Origin of the sequence: Novosphingobium guangzhouense, from assembly GCF_002896965.1 — a bacterium.
GTDB classification, from domain to species: Bacteria; Pseudomonadota; Alphaproteobacteria; order Sphingomonadales; family Sphingomonadaceae; genus Novosphingobium; species Novosphingobium guangzhouense.
The window spans coordinates 73,521-86,669 of the sequence record NZ_LYMM01000051.1; the positions used below are offsets into that span (position 1 = coordinate 73,521).

General features: G+C 65.1%; 14 protein-coding genes. 12 read left to right on the plus strand and 2 right to left on the minus strand.

Annotated elements, in window-relative coordinates:
- Positions 1–3: 3 nt before the first annotated feature.
- From A8V01_RS18380 to A8V01_RS18400, 5 genes are read left to right on the plus strand one after another with little or no spacing between them, the layout of a single operon-like run.
- Entirely contained in the window at positions 4–345 is a 342-nt protein-coding gene (locus A8V01_RS18380; RefSeq protein WP_103097692.1) for a hypothetical protein, read from the plus strand.
- Positions 342–1,160: an alpha/beta fold hydrolase gene (locus A8V01_RS18385; RefSeq protein ID WP_103097693.1), complete on the plus strand. Its 819-nt coding sequence runs from the start codon at positions 342–344 to the stop codon at positions 1,158–1,160. The genes A8V01_RS18380 and A8V01_RS18385 overlap by 4 nt, the downstream gene beginning before the upstream one ends.
- Positions 1,161–1,166: 6 nt before the next feature.
- Positions 1,167–2,660 carry an aldehyde dehydrogenase family protein gene (locus A8V01_RS18390; protein WP_103097695.1) on the plus strand — a complete coding sequence of 498 codons (1,494 nt, stop codon included), beginning with the start codon at positions 1,167–1,169 and terminating at the stop codon, positions 2,658–2,660.
- Positions 2,660–4,069, plus strand: coding sequence for an MFS transporter (locus A8V01_RS18395; RefSeq protein WP_103097697.1), 1,410 nt, complete (start codon positions 2,660–2,662; stop codon positions 4,067–4,069). The genes A8V01_RS18390 and A8V01_RS18395 overlap by 1 nt, the downstream gene beginning before the upstream one ends.
- 4 nt (positions 4,070–4,073) lie before the next feature.
- A complete protein-coding gene (locus A8V01_RS18400; protein ID WP_103097699.1) occupies positions 4,074–5,273 on the plus strand; it encodes an aromatic ring-hydroxylating oxygenase subunit alpha in 1,200 nt (399 codons plus the stop codon).
- An 11-nt stretch (positions 5,274–5,284) separates the two neighbouring features.
- Here the strand turns inward: A8V01_RS18400 and A8V01_RS18405 are convergent, their stop codons facing one another.
- Positions 5,285–6,676 (minus strand): dihydroorotase, encoded by a 1,392-nt coding sequence (locus tag A8V01_RS18405; RefSeq protein ID WP_103097701.1) that lies wholly within the window; start codon positions 6,674–6,676, stop codon positions 5,285–5,287.
- Complete coding sequence (locus A8V01_RS18410) at positions 6,673–7,668, minus strand: CobW family GTP-binding protein (RefSeq protein ID WP_103097704.1); 996 nt, start codon at positions 7,666–7,668, stop codon at positions 6,673–6,675. The genes A8V01_RS18405 and A8V01_RS18410 overlap by 4 nt, the downstream gene beginning before the upstream one ends.
- Before the next feature lie 137 nt (positions 7,669–7,805).
- Between A8V01_RS18410 and A8V01_RS18415 the strand changes: the two genes are divergently transcribed.
- Genes A8V01_RS18415 through A8V01_RS18445 form a run of 7 tightly spaced genes read left to right on the plus strand, consistent with a single transcriptional unit; the run spans position 7,806 to position 13,147 of the window.
- On the plus strand, positions 7,806–8,696 hold the full coding sequence (locus A8V01_RS18415) for an isocitrate lyase/PEP mutase family protein (RefSeq protein WP_103097706.1): 891 nt from the start codon (positions 7,806–7,808) through the stop codon (positions 8,694–8,696).
- Positions 8,693–9,376, plus strand: coding sequence for an isochorismatase family protein (locus A8V01_RS18420; protein ID WP_103097709.1), 684 nt, complete (start codon positions 8,693–8,695; stop codon positions 9,374–9,376). The genes A8V01_RS18415 and A8V01_RS18420 overlap by 4 nt, the downstream gene beginning before the upstream one ends.
- Positions 9,373–9,732, plus strand: coding sequence for a hypothetical protein (locus A8V01_RS18425; RefSeq protein WP_103097711.1), 360 nt, complete (start codon positions 9,373–9,375; stop codon positions 9,730–9,732). Before A8V01_RS18420 ends, A8V01_RS18425 begins: the two co-directional genes overlap by 4 nt.
- Positions 9,732–10,550 (plus strand): alpha/beta fold hydrolase, encoded by an 819-nt coding sequence (locus A8V01_RS18430; protein ID WP_103097714.1) that lies wholly within the window; start codon positions 9,732–9,734, stop codon positions 10,548–10,550. Before A8V01_RS18425 ends, A8V01_RS18430 begins: the two co-directional genes overlap by 1 nt.
- The gene (locus tag A8V01_RS18435) at positions 10,547–11,233 is read left to right on the plus strand and encodes an SDR family oxidoreductase (protein WP_170065981.1); all 687 of its coding nucleotides are present in this window, start codon (positions 10,547–10,549) and stop codon (positions 11,231–11,233) included. Before A8V01_RS18430 ends, A8V01_RS18435 begins: the two co-directional genes overlap by 4 nt.
- Positions 11,234–11,252: 19 nt before the next feature.
- On the plus strand, positions 11,253–11,945 hold the full coding sequence (locus A8V01_RS18440) for a hypothetical protein (RefSeq protein WP_103097719.1): 693 nt from the start codon (positions 11,253–11,255) through the stop codon (positions 11,943–11,945).
- Positions 11,945–13,147, plus strand: coding sequence for a class I SAM-dependent methyltransferase (locus tag A8V01_RS18445; RefSeq protein WP_103097721.1), 1,203 nt, complete (start codon positions 11,945–11,947; stop codon positions 13,145–13,147). Before A8V01_RS18440 ends, A8V01_RS18445 begins: the two co-directional genes overlap by 1 nt.
- The last annotated feature ends 2 nt before the right edge of the window (positions 13,148–13,149 follow it).

A 13,149-nucleotide genomic window follows, 5' to 3' on the forward strand; every position in this document is an offset into this window, starting at 1 on the left:
CCGATGTCACCTGACGAAGTCACCGACCTGCGCCGCTGGCTGGACAAGAGCGAGGGGCTTGCCGATGGCCGCCCGTTCCTGGGCGACCGCCGCCTCGACGCGATGATGGACGTCATGCTCGAAATGGCAGCGCAAGTCTGGGTGCTCAAGCGGCGCAATGCCGTGCTGGAGGGCATCCTTGCCACTCAGGGCACGCTCAGCCCAGCCGCTATCGAAAGCTTCACCTTCACTCCCGACGAAACCGCCGCGATGCGCGAAAGCCGCGCCGCCTTCGTATCCACCATCTTCCGAAGCCTTGCCGAGCTGCCGCTCGCACCCGAGGCCAGCCAGCAGGAGCCGTCATGATCCCGACCATCGACACCGCGCCCGTCAACTTCAAGCGCGGCTATTCCAGTTGCTTCCTTGGTCAGCTCCATTACCGCGAGCATGGCGCGGGAGAGCCGATCCTGTGTCTCCATCAGGCCCCGCAGTCGAGCGGCATGTTCGACACCGTGCTGCCGATGCTGGGCGAGCATTTCCGCACGATCTGCCTCGACACCATCGGCTATGGCATGTCCGACCTGCCCGGCCGGCTCGTCGAGCCTGAGGAATATGCCCGCACCATCGTGGAATTCCTCGACGACATGGGGCTGACCGATCCGATCGCCGTCATCGGGGTCCACACCGGCGCCTATTTCGCCACTCAACTGGCGGTGCAGTACCCGGAGCGGGTCAAGAAGTTCGTGCTGTCCGGCCCGGTGCTGCTCCACCCCGACGAAGGCGTGGTGCCGATGCGTGCACCTGCGACCATCGCAGAAGAAGACGGCAGCCACCTGACCCGCCTGTGGCAGCTGCGCTGGAAGAACGTTTCGCCCGTGAAGAACCTCAAGGCGTTCGAAAAGCTCTACGTCGCAGCTCTGACAGCGGGTGAGAACGCACAGGCCAGCTACTATGCCGCCAGCAAGCTGGACACGCTCAAACAGCTGCGCTTCGACGTGACGGTGCCCGGTTTCATCGTGTGGGGTGACAAGGATCTTTCGGCGCCGGGCATCATGAAATGCCTGCATTTCCTTGAAGGCAAGATCCCGGACTACCGGATAGAGGGCGGCACGCTCGACACGATCGAGGAATTCCCGGAAGAGTGGACCCAAGCCTGCGTCCGCTTCCTCAAGGAAGGCTGAGAGACCTTGGCCCCGCATTCGCAGACCGGCCATCCGAAGTTGGGAGACTTCGCCGCGTCGAGCATGGCGGACACGCAGGGCAAATGGCTTTTGCGCGAAAACCCCGCCCGGCCCGACGAACTGGCCGGACGCATCCGCCGCGACAGTCCGGCCGAAGTGCACGCTGCTGCGTCTGCCGCCGCGCAGGCACAGCGCGAATGGGCGGCACTCGATTTCGAGGCACGTGCAGCGCTGCTGCGAAAAGCGCTCGGCAGCGTTGAGGGCGTCGACGCCCTTGCCCGCACGATGGCCACCGAAATGGGCAAGCCGGTTGGCGAATGCGCCGGAGAGATACGCTTCGCGCTGGCCTTCGCCGCCGACATGGAAGAGCGCGCCCGCCGCCTGCTCGCAGACGATGTGCGCGGCGAAGGGCCGGGACGGCGTGTGGTGCGGCGCGCGCCCTATGGCGTGATCGCGGCGATCGTTCCGTGGAACGCACCGATCATCCTGGCCATGACCAAGATCGCCCCGGCCCTGCTTTCCGGCAACGCGGTCCTGGTAAAGCCCTCTCCCTTCGCTCCGCTTACGCTCAGCGCCATCGTGTCCATGATCGCTGCTCACCTGCCCGCCGGCGTGCTGCGCGCCGTCAACGGTGGCGCGGAAACGGGAGAGGCGCTGATCGCTGCGCCCGAAGTGACCAAAGTTGCCTTCACCGGCGGCAGCACTGTCGGCCGTGCAGTGCTGGAGCAGACCAGCCGCCGCTTCATTCCCAGCGTGATGGAACTGGGCGGCAACGACCCCCTGATCGTGCTGGAGGATTTTGAGCTCACCACCGCGCGCATGGAAGCGCTGGTCTGGGCCAGCTTCCTCAACGCAGGGCAAGTCTGCATGGCAGCCAAGCGCCTATACGTCCACGAAGCGCTCGCCCCCCGTTTCATCGATGCCTACGTCGAGACGGCGCGGCGGCTGCTCTACATGGGTGATCCGCTTGATCCGCGAACCAACATCGGACCGGTCATCAGCGCACAGGCGCAAGGCCGCATCAGCCGGATCGCAGCGCAGGCACGGTGCGACGGCGGGGTGGTCGTCCCGCTGCTGGGCCACATCTGCGACCATCCGGAACAAGGCTACTTCGTACCGCCGCAGCTCGTCACCGGGCTGACCGACGATGCCGAACTCGTGCGGGACGAACAGTTCGGTCCGATCATGCCGATCGTCACCTGGAAGGACGAGGCGCAAGTGCGCAGATGGGCGTCCAACGGTGCCTGCCTCAGCGCATCTGTCTGGTCCTGCGATACGCAGCGGGCGTGGGATATCGCCGCCTCGCTCCCTGCCGGGCTCTGCCTCGTCAACGCGCACAATCGCAGCGGCTTCTCATTCGACCTGCCGTTCGGCGGATCGGAGGCGAGCGGTTTCGGGCGCGAATACGGCGACGAGGGGCTGCTTGAATATTCCATGCCCAAGGCCCTCCACCAGCCCTCTGCGGACGCGGTGGCCAGCGCCTATCCGGGGAAAAGCTGATGCTCGAAGCGACCTGCGACACCGCCATCCCCCCAACGCGGGTGCAGGAGCCCCCAGTGCGGAGGGAGCCGCCTGTCTCCCTTGCCACCAGGCTGGGCTACGGCAGCGGCGCGGTGGGGGCGCAGATCTTCCGTGACACGCCCGCGCTGATCCTGCCGATCTACATGATCACCGTGCTTGGCATCCCGGCGTGGATGGCGGGCATCGCGATTCTGATTCCCAAGGCCTGGATCGTATTCTGCGATCCGCTGGTCGGCGGCTGGTCCGATCGCCGCGCCGCAAGCTGGGGACGCGCGCCCTTCCTTGGCGCGGGAGCGCTGCTGTCAGGGCTTGCCTTCGTGCTGATGTTCAGCGCGCCGGATTTCGCATCGCCGCTGGCGAGCGCGGCCTACATGTCGCTTGCCTTCGCGCTTGCATCCACCGCCTACAGCCTGTTCTCGGTGCCTTACCTTTCCGTCGCGTCCGAGATGAGCGAGAGCCCGCGCGAACGCACGACGATCCTTGCCTATCGCCTCGTCTTCCTGGCCATCGGGGTTGCGATCGGCGCGGGATATGCCCTGCCCGTTGCCCAATGGCTCGGAGACGGCTGGCATGGCTTCAACCGCATGGGGTTGCTTTACGGTGCAGTCTGCCTTGTCAGCATGGGCGTAACCTGGGCCACGGTGCGCCGCACGCGCCTGATCACCCTTCCCCGCCCCGAAGGCGCGACGGGGAAGGGTGATATCCTGGCCTTGTGGCGCAACCGCAGTTTCGTGAGCCTTTCCACCACCTACTTCGTCGCGCTGACGGCGCAGGGTATGACGTATACGGTCTTCGGCCTGTTCTTCCTCTATGTCCTGCATGATGCGGGCGCACTGGCCATCGTCAACGTCTTTGCCGCCGCCTCGGTGCTCGTTGCCCAGCCGCTGACTGTGTGGCTGAGCAAGCGGTTCTCCAAGCGCGCGCTATTTGTAACCGGTGTGCTCGGCTGGTCGCTGTTCTGCCTCTCGTGGATCACCGCGGGTCCGACCGAGAACGCATGGATTGCCGCGCACATCGGCATTCCCGCCCCCAGCATGGCGTTAATGGCACTGCGCGGGTTTCTGTGGGGCCTGTTCAATTCGATGTACCTGCTGATGGCGCTGTCGATGCTGACAGACACCATCCAGCACGATCGCGAAACAACCGGCGCATCGCGTGCGGGCGTCTATTCCGGCGTGTTCAGCGCGCTGGAAAAAGTCGCGTTCGCGCTTGGCCCGGCAATCACCGGCGTGCTGCTCAGCCTTGGCGGGTTCGTCGGCGCCAAGGGCAGCGGAACCGTGCCTCAGTCTTCCGCCGCGCTGACCACACTGGTGCTTTGCTTTGCGGTCTATCCGGCCGTGCTCAAGGCGCTGAGCCTGATCGCCTTCATCCGTTACCGGGGAGATTGACCCGATGACCGCCGAACCAGTTCCGCCCCCCTCTCTCGCCCGTCAGGAATCCCACAAGTCACTGCGCCGCGCCCTTGTGGAGCGATTGCGCGACGGGCGCACGGACCTTGCCGATGCCGTCATGGAGATCGACGCCCGCGCCTACGTCGATCCCGAACGCCACGCGCAGGAACGCGCAGCGTTCCGCAAGCTGCCGATCATGGCCTGCCTTTCGCTCGACGTGGCGCAGCCCGGCGACAAGCTGCTGTTCGACGCGTTGGGCCCAGAGATCGTGATCCTGCGCGACGGCGACGGACAAGTGCGCGCCTTCCTCAACATGTGCCCACACCGCGCAGCGCGCCTGGTCACCGAATGCGACAGCCGCAAGCGCATGACCTGTCGGTTCCACGGCTGGACTTTCGACCTGAAGGGCCGGCTGATCGGCCTGCCCGGCGCGGAGGGCTTCGCCGGGATGGAACGCGAGGCGCGCGGCCTTGTCGAACTGCCGGTGGCGGAATGGGCGGGCATGGTCTTCGTGCGCGCCGATCCCGATGGCGGCCAGATCGACCTTGCCGAATGGCTTGGCCCTTTCGCGGCGGAGCTGGAGCACCTCGAACTCGGCCGCGCGCGCCCGATGCGCCATACGCAGCTGGAAACGCGCACCAACTGGAAATGTGCCTGGGACACGTATTGCGAAAGCTACCACTTCGCGACCCTGCACGCGACCACGGTGGCCCCGCGCCTTGTCTCCAACGTGATGGCACTGACCCCCTTCGCCCGCCACGCCCGCATGGGCTTTCCCCGCAAGGACTGGTATGCGCTGGCCGACGCGCCGGAAGCCGAATGGCCGGACGAGAACTTCGGCGGCAACTATTTCATCTTCCCCAACATCAACCTGAACGTATCCTCCGGGCCGAACGGAGAGATGTTCTACGGCTTTTACCACCTCTACCCCGGCGAGACGCCCGGCAGTACGGTAACGCGCATGGCCACCTATCGCCCCGGCCACGCCGACGGCCCGCAGCCGGATGAGGACTGGCAGGTGCTCCACGGCTTCATTGAGGACGTGGTGCGTACCGAGGACTACAGCGTTTCCGAGGAAGCCTATCGCAACCTGCTAAATGCGCCGGAAGGCTTCAGCGCGGTGCTGGGCGCGAACGAAATTCTGGTACAGAAGTGGCACCGCGACTGGGCGCGGCAGTTGGAGGAACTGGCGGCGAGTTGACGCCCGCGCCCTCAGGTTCGCGCTAGCGCCGCCGCCATCGGCACGGACGCTGCGCGCGCCAGGTAGCGCCCATATCCGCCCGCCCCGGTGACCTTGCCGTCCTGCATGATCGTCTCCCCGCGCAGGATCGCCCGCACCGGCCAGCCGCGCAGGGTCCAGCCTTCGTACAGGCTATAGTCCGAATACGAAGCCAGCGCGGCGGGATCGACCACGCGGCTCTGCTCCAGATCCACCAGCGTCACGTCCCCGTCCGCGCCGGGGGCAAGGCTGCCCTTGCCTTTCATGGAGAACGCCTCCGCCGGCTTGCTGGTCAGCAACTGCGCGATCCGGTCAAGGGATAGACGCCCCTTGTGATAGCCCTGATCCAGCAGGACCGGCAGGATCGTGGCCGTGCCGGGAAAGCCCTGCGATGCCTGCCAGACGGGCTTCTCCTTGGTCGCCCGCTTGCGGGGAACATGGTCGGACGCGACAACGTCTATCGCACCGTCCGCCAGCCCCTCCCACATCGCGGCAACGTCGTCCGGGCTGCGGAAGGGCGGGTTGGCCTTGCCGATCGAACCGATATCCGCGTCCCAGTCATGCGTCAGGTAATGCGGGCAGGTTTCCACCGTCACCCGGTCATAACGATCGCGCCAACGGCGCACCTCGTCCAGCGCCATGCGGGTGGAAATGTGCGGGATATAAATCTGCGCACCCAGCTTTTCCGCCAGATATAGCGCACGAATGGTGCTTTCGGCCTCGGTGATCGCGGGCTTGGAAAGGTTCCAGTCCTTCAGCGTCATTCCGCCCCCGGCGATGCTGGCGCGGCGGAATCGGTTGACCAGTTCGATGTTCTCGGTGTGGACGACGATGGTGACTTCGCCAAGGCTCGCCGCCTTTTCCAGCAACGCATAGAAGTACCCATCGTCGGTGCCGTCCAGACCGAGATAGCGCCCCTCTTCGCCCTTGAAGTTCATGAAATATTTGAAGGACGTGACACCGTAATCGGCCACGTAGCGCGCCATCTCCTCTACGTGCCGTTCGCTGGCGACGGAGAAGTGGAAACCGAAATCGACGTGCGCCCGCGCGCGGGCGTGGGCATATTCGGCATCGAAGATATCGCCGTAGCCCTCGCTCGACAGGAAGTAGCCGAGGATAGACGTGAACCCACCGATGGCCGCATGTTGCGTTTCGGTGGTGTATTCGGTGATCGGCTCTCCAAAGCCGAAGTGGACGTGCGTGTCGATCAGCCCCGGAAAGACATGAAGGCCCGACGCGTCAATCGTCTCGCGCGCGGCAGCCCCGCTGCCGGAAGCGAGGCGCGCAGCAATTCGGCCGTCGGCGATGGCGATATCGCCGGGCGCAGTACCGCTTACGGGATCGACTATGGTGCCGTTGGCGATCAGAAGATCGAAGCCGCTCATTGCAGACCCTCTCTGGTTGGGGGCATCGTGCCCTCGGGTACGTGGAGCCACGGGAGTAGCGCCGCGATCTCGTCCTCCCCCCGCTGCCGGACGATGACGGTAAGGTGCGGTTCGCCCCCCGCAGCGGACGGCGGTGCCTCAGATACCGCCAAGCGCGTGCCCACGCCCTGCACCAGCAACAGGCGCCCGCGCGTTTCGACCAGTCCCTTGCAGCGCAGCAGGTCAGCACCGAAGCTAAGTTCAAGCGCCGCCGCAAAAGCGGCAAGCCCCGCGCGCGTCACGGGCTCGTTCAGGCGGAAGCTGCAGGCCCGCACGCCATGGGTATGCGCTGCGTGGGAATACGCGGCAGGGCTATCCGTCCCGGCAAGGCGAGGCCCGCGCGGAGGCGCAAGCAGAAGCGCCGGATCGGTCAGCACGTCTGCGGCCGTGACCACATCCGCCAGCGGATTGGCACCGGCGATCCAGATGCATTCTTCCGGACTGAGCGGCGTGCGCAGGTCCAGCTTGGTAAGCACCAGCCGGTCGGCCAGAACCAACTGGCGCAGCGCCTCGGGGTGACGCTCCACCTGCGCCTGACCGCCCAGCATGTCGAGCGCAGTCACGATGACCCCCAGCGACAGGAAATGCGCCAGCAGCGGGCTGCGGCGGATCACCTCAATGATCGGACCCGGATCAGCCAGGCCAGTGGTTTCGATAACGATCCTGCCAAAGCGCGGCAGCTCTCCCGCCGAACGGCGCCGGCACAGGTCCAGCAGGGTTTCGGGCAACGAATCGATGACGGCGCAGCACAGGCATCCGCCCTCCAGCAGCGCCACCTGCCCCGGCGCGCTTTCGACCAGCAGGTGATCGAGCGCGATTTCGCCCAGTTCGTTCACCACGACGGCAGTGTCGCGAAAGGCGCCCTTGGCCAGCATCCGGTTGAGCAGCGTGGTCTTGCCGCTGCCCAGAAAGCCGCTCAGGATCTCCACAGGGATGCGCTCGTCTGGCGTCATGCGTGCAGCCTAGGATGCCCTGCCGTGCTGCCAGCACTTATGCGCAGCTTTGCCCGCCAGCCGAACAAACTCCACCTGCCGGATAGCGCCCGCGCCCCGCCTCCCGCGTGGCCACGGCACCGATAGTCTTCGCGCTTATGACCAGACACGAATTCAAGCTGCGGCTCACTGCGCCGAACGCGGCAGACAAGCGCACCGTCCTGCTGCCGGGCGTGGCCAATCCGCTTGCAGCGCGCGTGGCGCAGGATCTGGGCTACGAAGCGCTCTATGTGACCGGCGCGGGTGTGGCGAACACCGAACTGGGCCTGCCCGATATCGGCATCCTGGGCCTTTCCGACATGGCGCAGGCGGTAGAGCGGATCGCCGCCGTGGTCGACGTGCCCCTCGTCGTCGATGCCGATACCGGCTATGGCAATTCGGTCAGCTGCTATCACGCGGTGCGCCGCCTCGAAGCGGCCGGAGCAGCCGTCATCCAGATCGAGGATCAGGTCTTTCCCAAGCGCTGCGGCCACTTCGAAGGCAAGGACGTTGCCCCCGCCGCTGAAATGATCGGCAAGATCAAGGCGGCGGTGGACGCCCGCCGCGACCAGAATACGCTCATCATGGCCCGCACCGACGCCAAGGCGGTGGAAGGCTACGAAGCAGCCATCGAACGCGCTGCCCGCTATGCCGAGGCAGGCGCCGACATCCTTTTCGTAGAGGCGCTGACCACCGAAGCCGAACTGCGCGATGCCCCCTGCCGCAACCCCGGCCTGCCGCATCTCGTCAACGTGGTCCACGGCGGCAAGACACCGCCCTTCCCCGCGAGCGAGTTCGAAGCGATGGGCTATGGCCTCGTCCTCTATGCCAATGCGGCGCTGCAGGCTTCGGTGCTGGCAATGCAGCAGGTGCTGGGCGCGCTGAAGGACGACGGCTCGCTGCAGAACGTGGGCGATCGCCTTGCCGATTTCGTACAGCGTCAGAAGGTGGTGCGCACCGCCGAATGGGACGCGATGCGGCTTCACTACGAAGGCGACATGAAGTCATGAACAGGCCGTGGACCGGCATCGTCTCCGAAGAGGAGGAGCGCCGTTACCGCGCGGCCGGTTTCGGTCGGCCCGGTGGTATCGGCAAGCGCCCGGCCCTGCTCATCATAGACGTGCAGTATCGCACCATAGGTACCCGTGAGCTACCGTTCTGGCACGCGATAGAGGAGTTCAAGACCAGCTGCGGCGATGCGGGATGGCAGGCGGTACGCCACATTGCCCCCTTGCTGGCGAAGTTCCGCGAACTGGGCCTGCCCGTGCTATACCCCCACGTCGCCCCCAAGGAGGCGTTCGATCAGGGCCGCCTCGCCGCCAAAGTGCCCGAACTCATGACGATAGCAGCCGAAGGCTACCGCTTCGTAGAGGAAGTCGCACCGCTCCCCGGTGACGTACTGCTGCCCAAGAAGCACCCCAGCGCCTTCTTCGGAACGCCGCTGGCCAGCTATCTCATCGATCTGGGCTGCGACAGCGTGGTCGTCACCGGCTGCACGACCAGCGGCTGCGTGCGCGGCAGCGTAGTAGACGCCTTTGCCTACAACTTCCGCGTCACCGTGCCGGAGGAATGCGTCTACGACCGCAGCCCCACGGCCCATGCGGTGAACCTGTTCGACATGGCCTACAAGTACGCCGACGTGGAGCCGCTGGCGCAGGTGCTGGCGGCGCTGGACGGATTGAACACATGACGGATCACCCTGAACTTCCACGCACCGTGCGCGGCAAACGCCCGGAATTCTTCACCACTGAAGGCGTCGACGAAGTTCTGTCGATGGTGCTGGTTCTCGCACAGGAACTGCATGTCGTGCGCGAAAGGCTCGACACGGCAGAGCGCGTGATGACCCGTCACGGCATCAACCTTGCCGCAGAAATCGAAGCCCTCCAGCCCGACGAGGCGCTGCTGCGCGAGCGCGAGCAGGCGCTTCAGGATTTCTACGGCAGGCTCTTCCAATTCTCGCGCCAGCGCCGCAGCGAACTCGAACACAAGTACAGCGACCGCGCCTATCACGAAACGCTCGACAAGGTCGCGACAGGAGATATCTGATGAAGCATTCTTGGCCCCGCCGTCATTACGCAGACGGTCCGTTCGGGCAGGTTCACTTTCAGGAGACGGGCGAAGGCCCCGCGCTGCTGATGTTCCATCAGGCCCCGATGACATCGGGCCAGTTCGACAATGTCTACGCCCCCCTGGCCGCTCGTGGCTATCGCGCGATCGGCATCGACATGCCCGGCTTCGGCATGTCCGACCCCACGCCCGATACTCCCACCGTCACCGATTACGCGCAGGTCATTCCCGCCGTGCTTGATGCACTGGAGATCGAACGCACGGCACTGCTAGGTCACCACACCGGCGCACTGGCGGCGACCGAGGGGGCCGTCCTGTTCCCGGACCGCATTTCCGCGCTGATCGTAAACGGTCCGCTGCTGGTGAGCGCCGAAGATCGCCGGAACTTCCTCGACAACCTGCACCAGTGGGAACTGGCCTACGGCGCGCGTGAACATGCAGGGCATATGGCGGAACTGTTCGATATCCGGAACAACCTGGCCAGCGGGACCATCCCCGATGCGCGGCTGAGTGATTACGTGGTGCAGGCGCTGATCGGGCGTGGCGCCTTCTGGTACGGCCACAACGCCGCCTACATGTACGATCAGGAACCGCAACTGGCGCAAGTGAAACAGCCGACGCTGATCCTGTCTAACACCGGCGACATGATCTTCGGCCACGCGCAGCGCGCCCATGAACTTTTCCCCCACTTCGCCTTCGCGGCGCTGGAAGGAGGCGGCGTCGACATCGTCGATCAACAGCCCGAAGCATGGGCCGATGAAGTCGCGAAGTTCCTGCGCGGAGCCGGCTGGAAGTGAGCACGCGCCGGGTCCTGCTGGTAGGTGCCACCCAGGGCCTCGGCCTCGCGCTGGCCCGGCACTATCTTGCCGAAGGCTGGGACGTTGTAGCGACCACGGTCTCCCCCTCCCCCGCGCTGGAAGCGTTGGAAGGCATCACCGTTCTGCCGCTCGACATCACAGATGAGCGGCAGGCGCTTGCCTTGCGCGATACCCTTGCCGGGCAGCGGATCGACGTGCTGCACATCGTTTCGGGCATCCTGCCGCAAGGCGATGTACCGATCTGGGAGCGTAGCGACGAAGAAATCTTGCGCGTCCTTCAGACCAACGCGATCGGCGGCGTGCGCCTTGCCACTTTGCTGGAGCCGTTGGTGCCAGAAGGCGGAACATTCGCCTTCACCAGTTCAGGCATGGGATCGATGGCGCGCAACACGCTGGCCGGCGCAGACCTGTACCGCGTCAGCAAGGCGGCGCTCAACATGCTGGTGCGCAGCTTCGCCGTCACGCACGGAGCACCTTCGGGGTCGGCACGTGCCGTGCTGATCATCTGCCCCGGCTGGGCGAAAACCGAGATGGGCGGCGCTGACGCCACCGTTGAGATCGCCGACAGCGTGGCGGGTATCTACCGCCTTGTCAGCACCGCCGAACCCTCTCCGAAAGGCGCCCCCTTCCTCGAATACACCGGCGAAACCGTTCCCTGGTGAGCCCTGCAAAGGACCGACCATGACCTACCAGATCCCCAAGCATCTCTCCGGCCGTGTCGTCCATCTCAAGGAAGGCGACGAGGAATGGGGGCGCGAAGCCTTCACCATGTCGGTCTGGGACAAGGGCCGGCTGATGAACGCCACCATCGAGTTCGACGACCGCAAGGTGCTACGCAACGCCACATGGTCGGTCGATGGCGCCTGGAACCCGATCGAGGCACAGACCCGCGAATTCGTGGACGGCGACCTCAAGGCGCACTGCTGGTTCCGGATCGACGGGACGGCGGTAGAGGCGGAAATCTTTTCGCAGGAAGCAGGGCGGTTCTCGCAGCGGCTGGAGGCAGGCAAGCGTATCGACTACCTCGGCATGCACACGATCCTGGCCGACGTGCTGGTCGCTGCGGCCTGCGGCACCGCCGATCCGGGTGTGGAGAAGCCGGTGACCTGTGTTACCAACTCGACCTCCGAATGGGGCATGGGCCATTACCGCGCGCACTGCGTAACGCCGCTGGTTACCTACATCGCCCGTGAGGAAATCACCGTTCGCGCCGGAGCATTCGAAGCCGAGCACTTCAAGGTGCGCTGGAGCGAGTTCGTGCCCGAATACGCCGACTTCTGGGTGACACCCGGCGATTACCTGCCCCTGCGTCTGCAGGGTTCGTTCGGGCCGGTCCGCTACGAGTTGGCCCAGATCGATCTGGGTCTGGACTGATGCTCAACGTCTTCCAGCAAGCCGACCATCCGGTCCTTCCGCGCGCCAGCCATGACGAAGCGAGCCGCCAGAATTTCGCCAAGGGGCTGCGCGGCTTCATCCAGCGAGAAGTCCTGCCGGGCCTGACCCCGCTTTTCGCCAAGACAGCAGCGGAATCGAAGTCGCTTGGCGTCGATCTGGCGAGCCGCCATGACGTGCGAAAAGCCATGAAGACGGAGCCCTACTTCCAGTCCTACGCTGCGCTCAATCGCACCGCGCAGGAACTGCTGTGGCTCTCGGTGGTGGACACTATCGAACGCGACTGGCCACGCCTTGCCGCCGAAGTCAAGGCGCGCGAGGGACAAGGCGGCGAACTGCGGATTCCCAGCGCGTTCAACGTGCCGCGCTACGTCACCGCACTCGACATCCACTGCATGCCGGGCGGTTATGCAGCGCAGAGTGACGCCGAACAGTTCGCGGCCGGCGCACTCTATGAACGGGGCGTCTATCTTTACGGCATGGGCTACGGCGGGCCGTTCAACGATGGCAAGGGCCGTTCGGTGGTGAACTATATCCGCCGCACGATGCCGGATTTCGTGCCGGCCCGCGTACTCGACATGGGTTGCACGGTGGGCCACTCGACCCTGCCCTACAAGGAGTTCTTCCCCGAGGCCGAAGTCTGGGGCATCGACGTGGCGGAGCCCTTGGTGCGCTACGCTCACGCCCGCTCCGTAGCGCTGGGCGAAACGGTGAACTTCGCGCAGATGAACGCCGAGCGGACCGAGTTCGACGACGGTTCATTCGATCTTGTCGTCAGCCACATCCTGCTGCACGAAACCAGTGGCAAGGCCATGCCCCGGATCTTCGACGAATGCTTTCGCCTGCTGCGTCCCGGCGGCGTCATGATCCACTGCGACCTGCCACCGTTCGACCTGATGGACCCGTTCACCCAGTTCATCCTCGACAACGAGACTTATTACAACAACGAGCCTTTCTGGGGCGCCATGCGCGAAATGGATCAGGTAGCGCTGGCAAGAAAGGCCGGCTTCGATCCCGAGACGATCCGCTTCGACACCGCGCCGATGGTGATCCGCGAGTACGCGGGCGCCGAAGCAAAAGGCTACGATGCCGCCAAGGCGGATGAACTGGCCGACCGCGAATTCAAAGCTGGCGAGTATGCACCCGGCGGCGGCTGGGAAGTGCTGATCGCACGCAAGTCCTGACA

Coding starts and splice junctions, on each gene's coding strand:
- A8V01_RS18380 (WP_103097692.1), top strand. CDS start 4: ATGTCACCTGACGAAGTCACCGACCTGCGCCGCTGGCTGGACAAGAGC.
- A8V01_RS18385 (WP_103097693.1), top strand. CDS start 342: ATGATCCCGACCATCGACACCGCGCCCGTCAACTTCAAGCGCGGCTAT.
- A8V01_RS18395 (WP_103097697.1), top strand. CDS start 2,660: ATGCTCGAAGCGACCTGCGACACCGCCATCCCCCCAACGCGGGTGCAG.
- A8V01_RS18400 (WP_103097699.1), top strand. CDS start 4,074: ATGACCGCCGAACCAGTTCCGCCCCCCTCTCTCGCCCGTCAGGAATCC.
- A8V01_RS18405 (WP_103097701.1), bottom strand. CDS start 6,676: ATGAGCGGCTTCGATCTTCTGATCGCCAACGGCACCATAGTCGATCCC.
- A8V01_RS18410 (WP_103097704.1), bottom strand. CDS start 7,668: ATGACGCCAGACGAGCGCATCCCTGTGGAGATCCTGAGCGGCTTTCTG.
- A8V01_RS18415 (WP_103097706.1), top strand. CDS start 7,806: ATGACCAGACACGAATTCAAGCTGCGGCTCACTGCGCCGAACGCGGCA.
- A8V01_RS18420 (WP_103097709.1), top strand. CDS start 8,693: ATGAACAGGCCGTGGACCGGCATCGTCTCCGAAGAGGAGGAGCGCCGT.
- A8V01_RS18425 (WP_103097711.1), top strand. CDS start 9,373: ATGACGGATCACCCTGAACTTCCACGCACCGTGCGCGGCAAACGCCCG.
- A8V01_RS18430 (WP_103097714.1), top strand. CDS start 9,732: ATGAAGCATTCTTGGCCCCGCCGTCATTACGCAGACGGTCCGTTCGGG.
- A8V01_RS18440 (WP_103097719.1), top strand. CDS start 11,253: ATGACCTACCAGATCCCCAAGCATCTCTCCGGCCGTGTCGTCCATCTC.
- A8V01_RS18445 (WP_103097721.1), top strand. CDS start 11,945: ATGCTCAACGTCTTCCAGCAAGCCGACCATCCGGTCCTTCCGCGCGCC.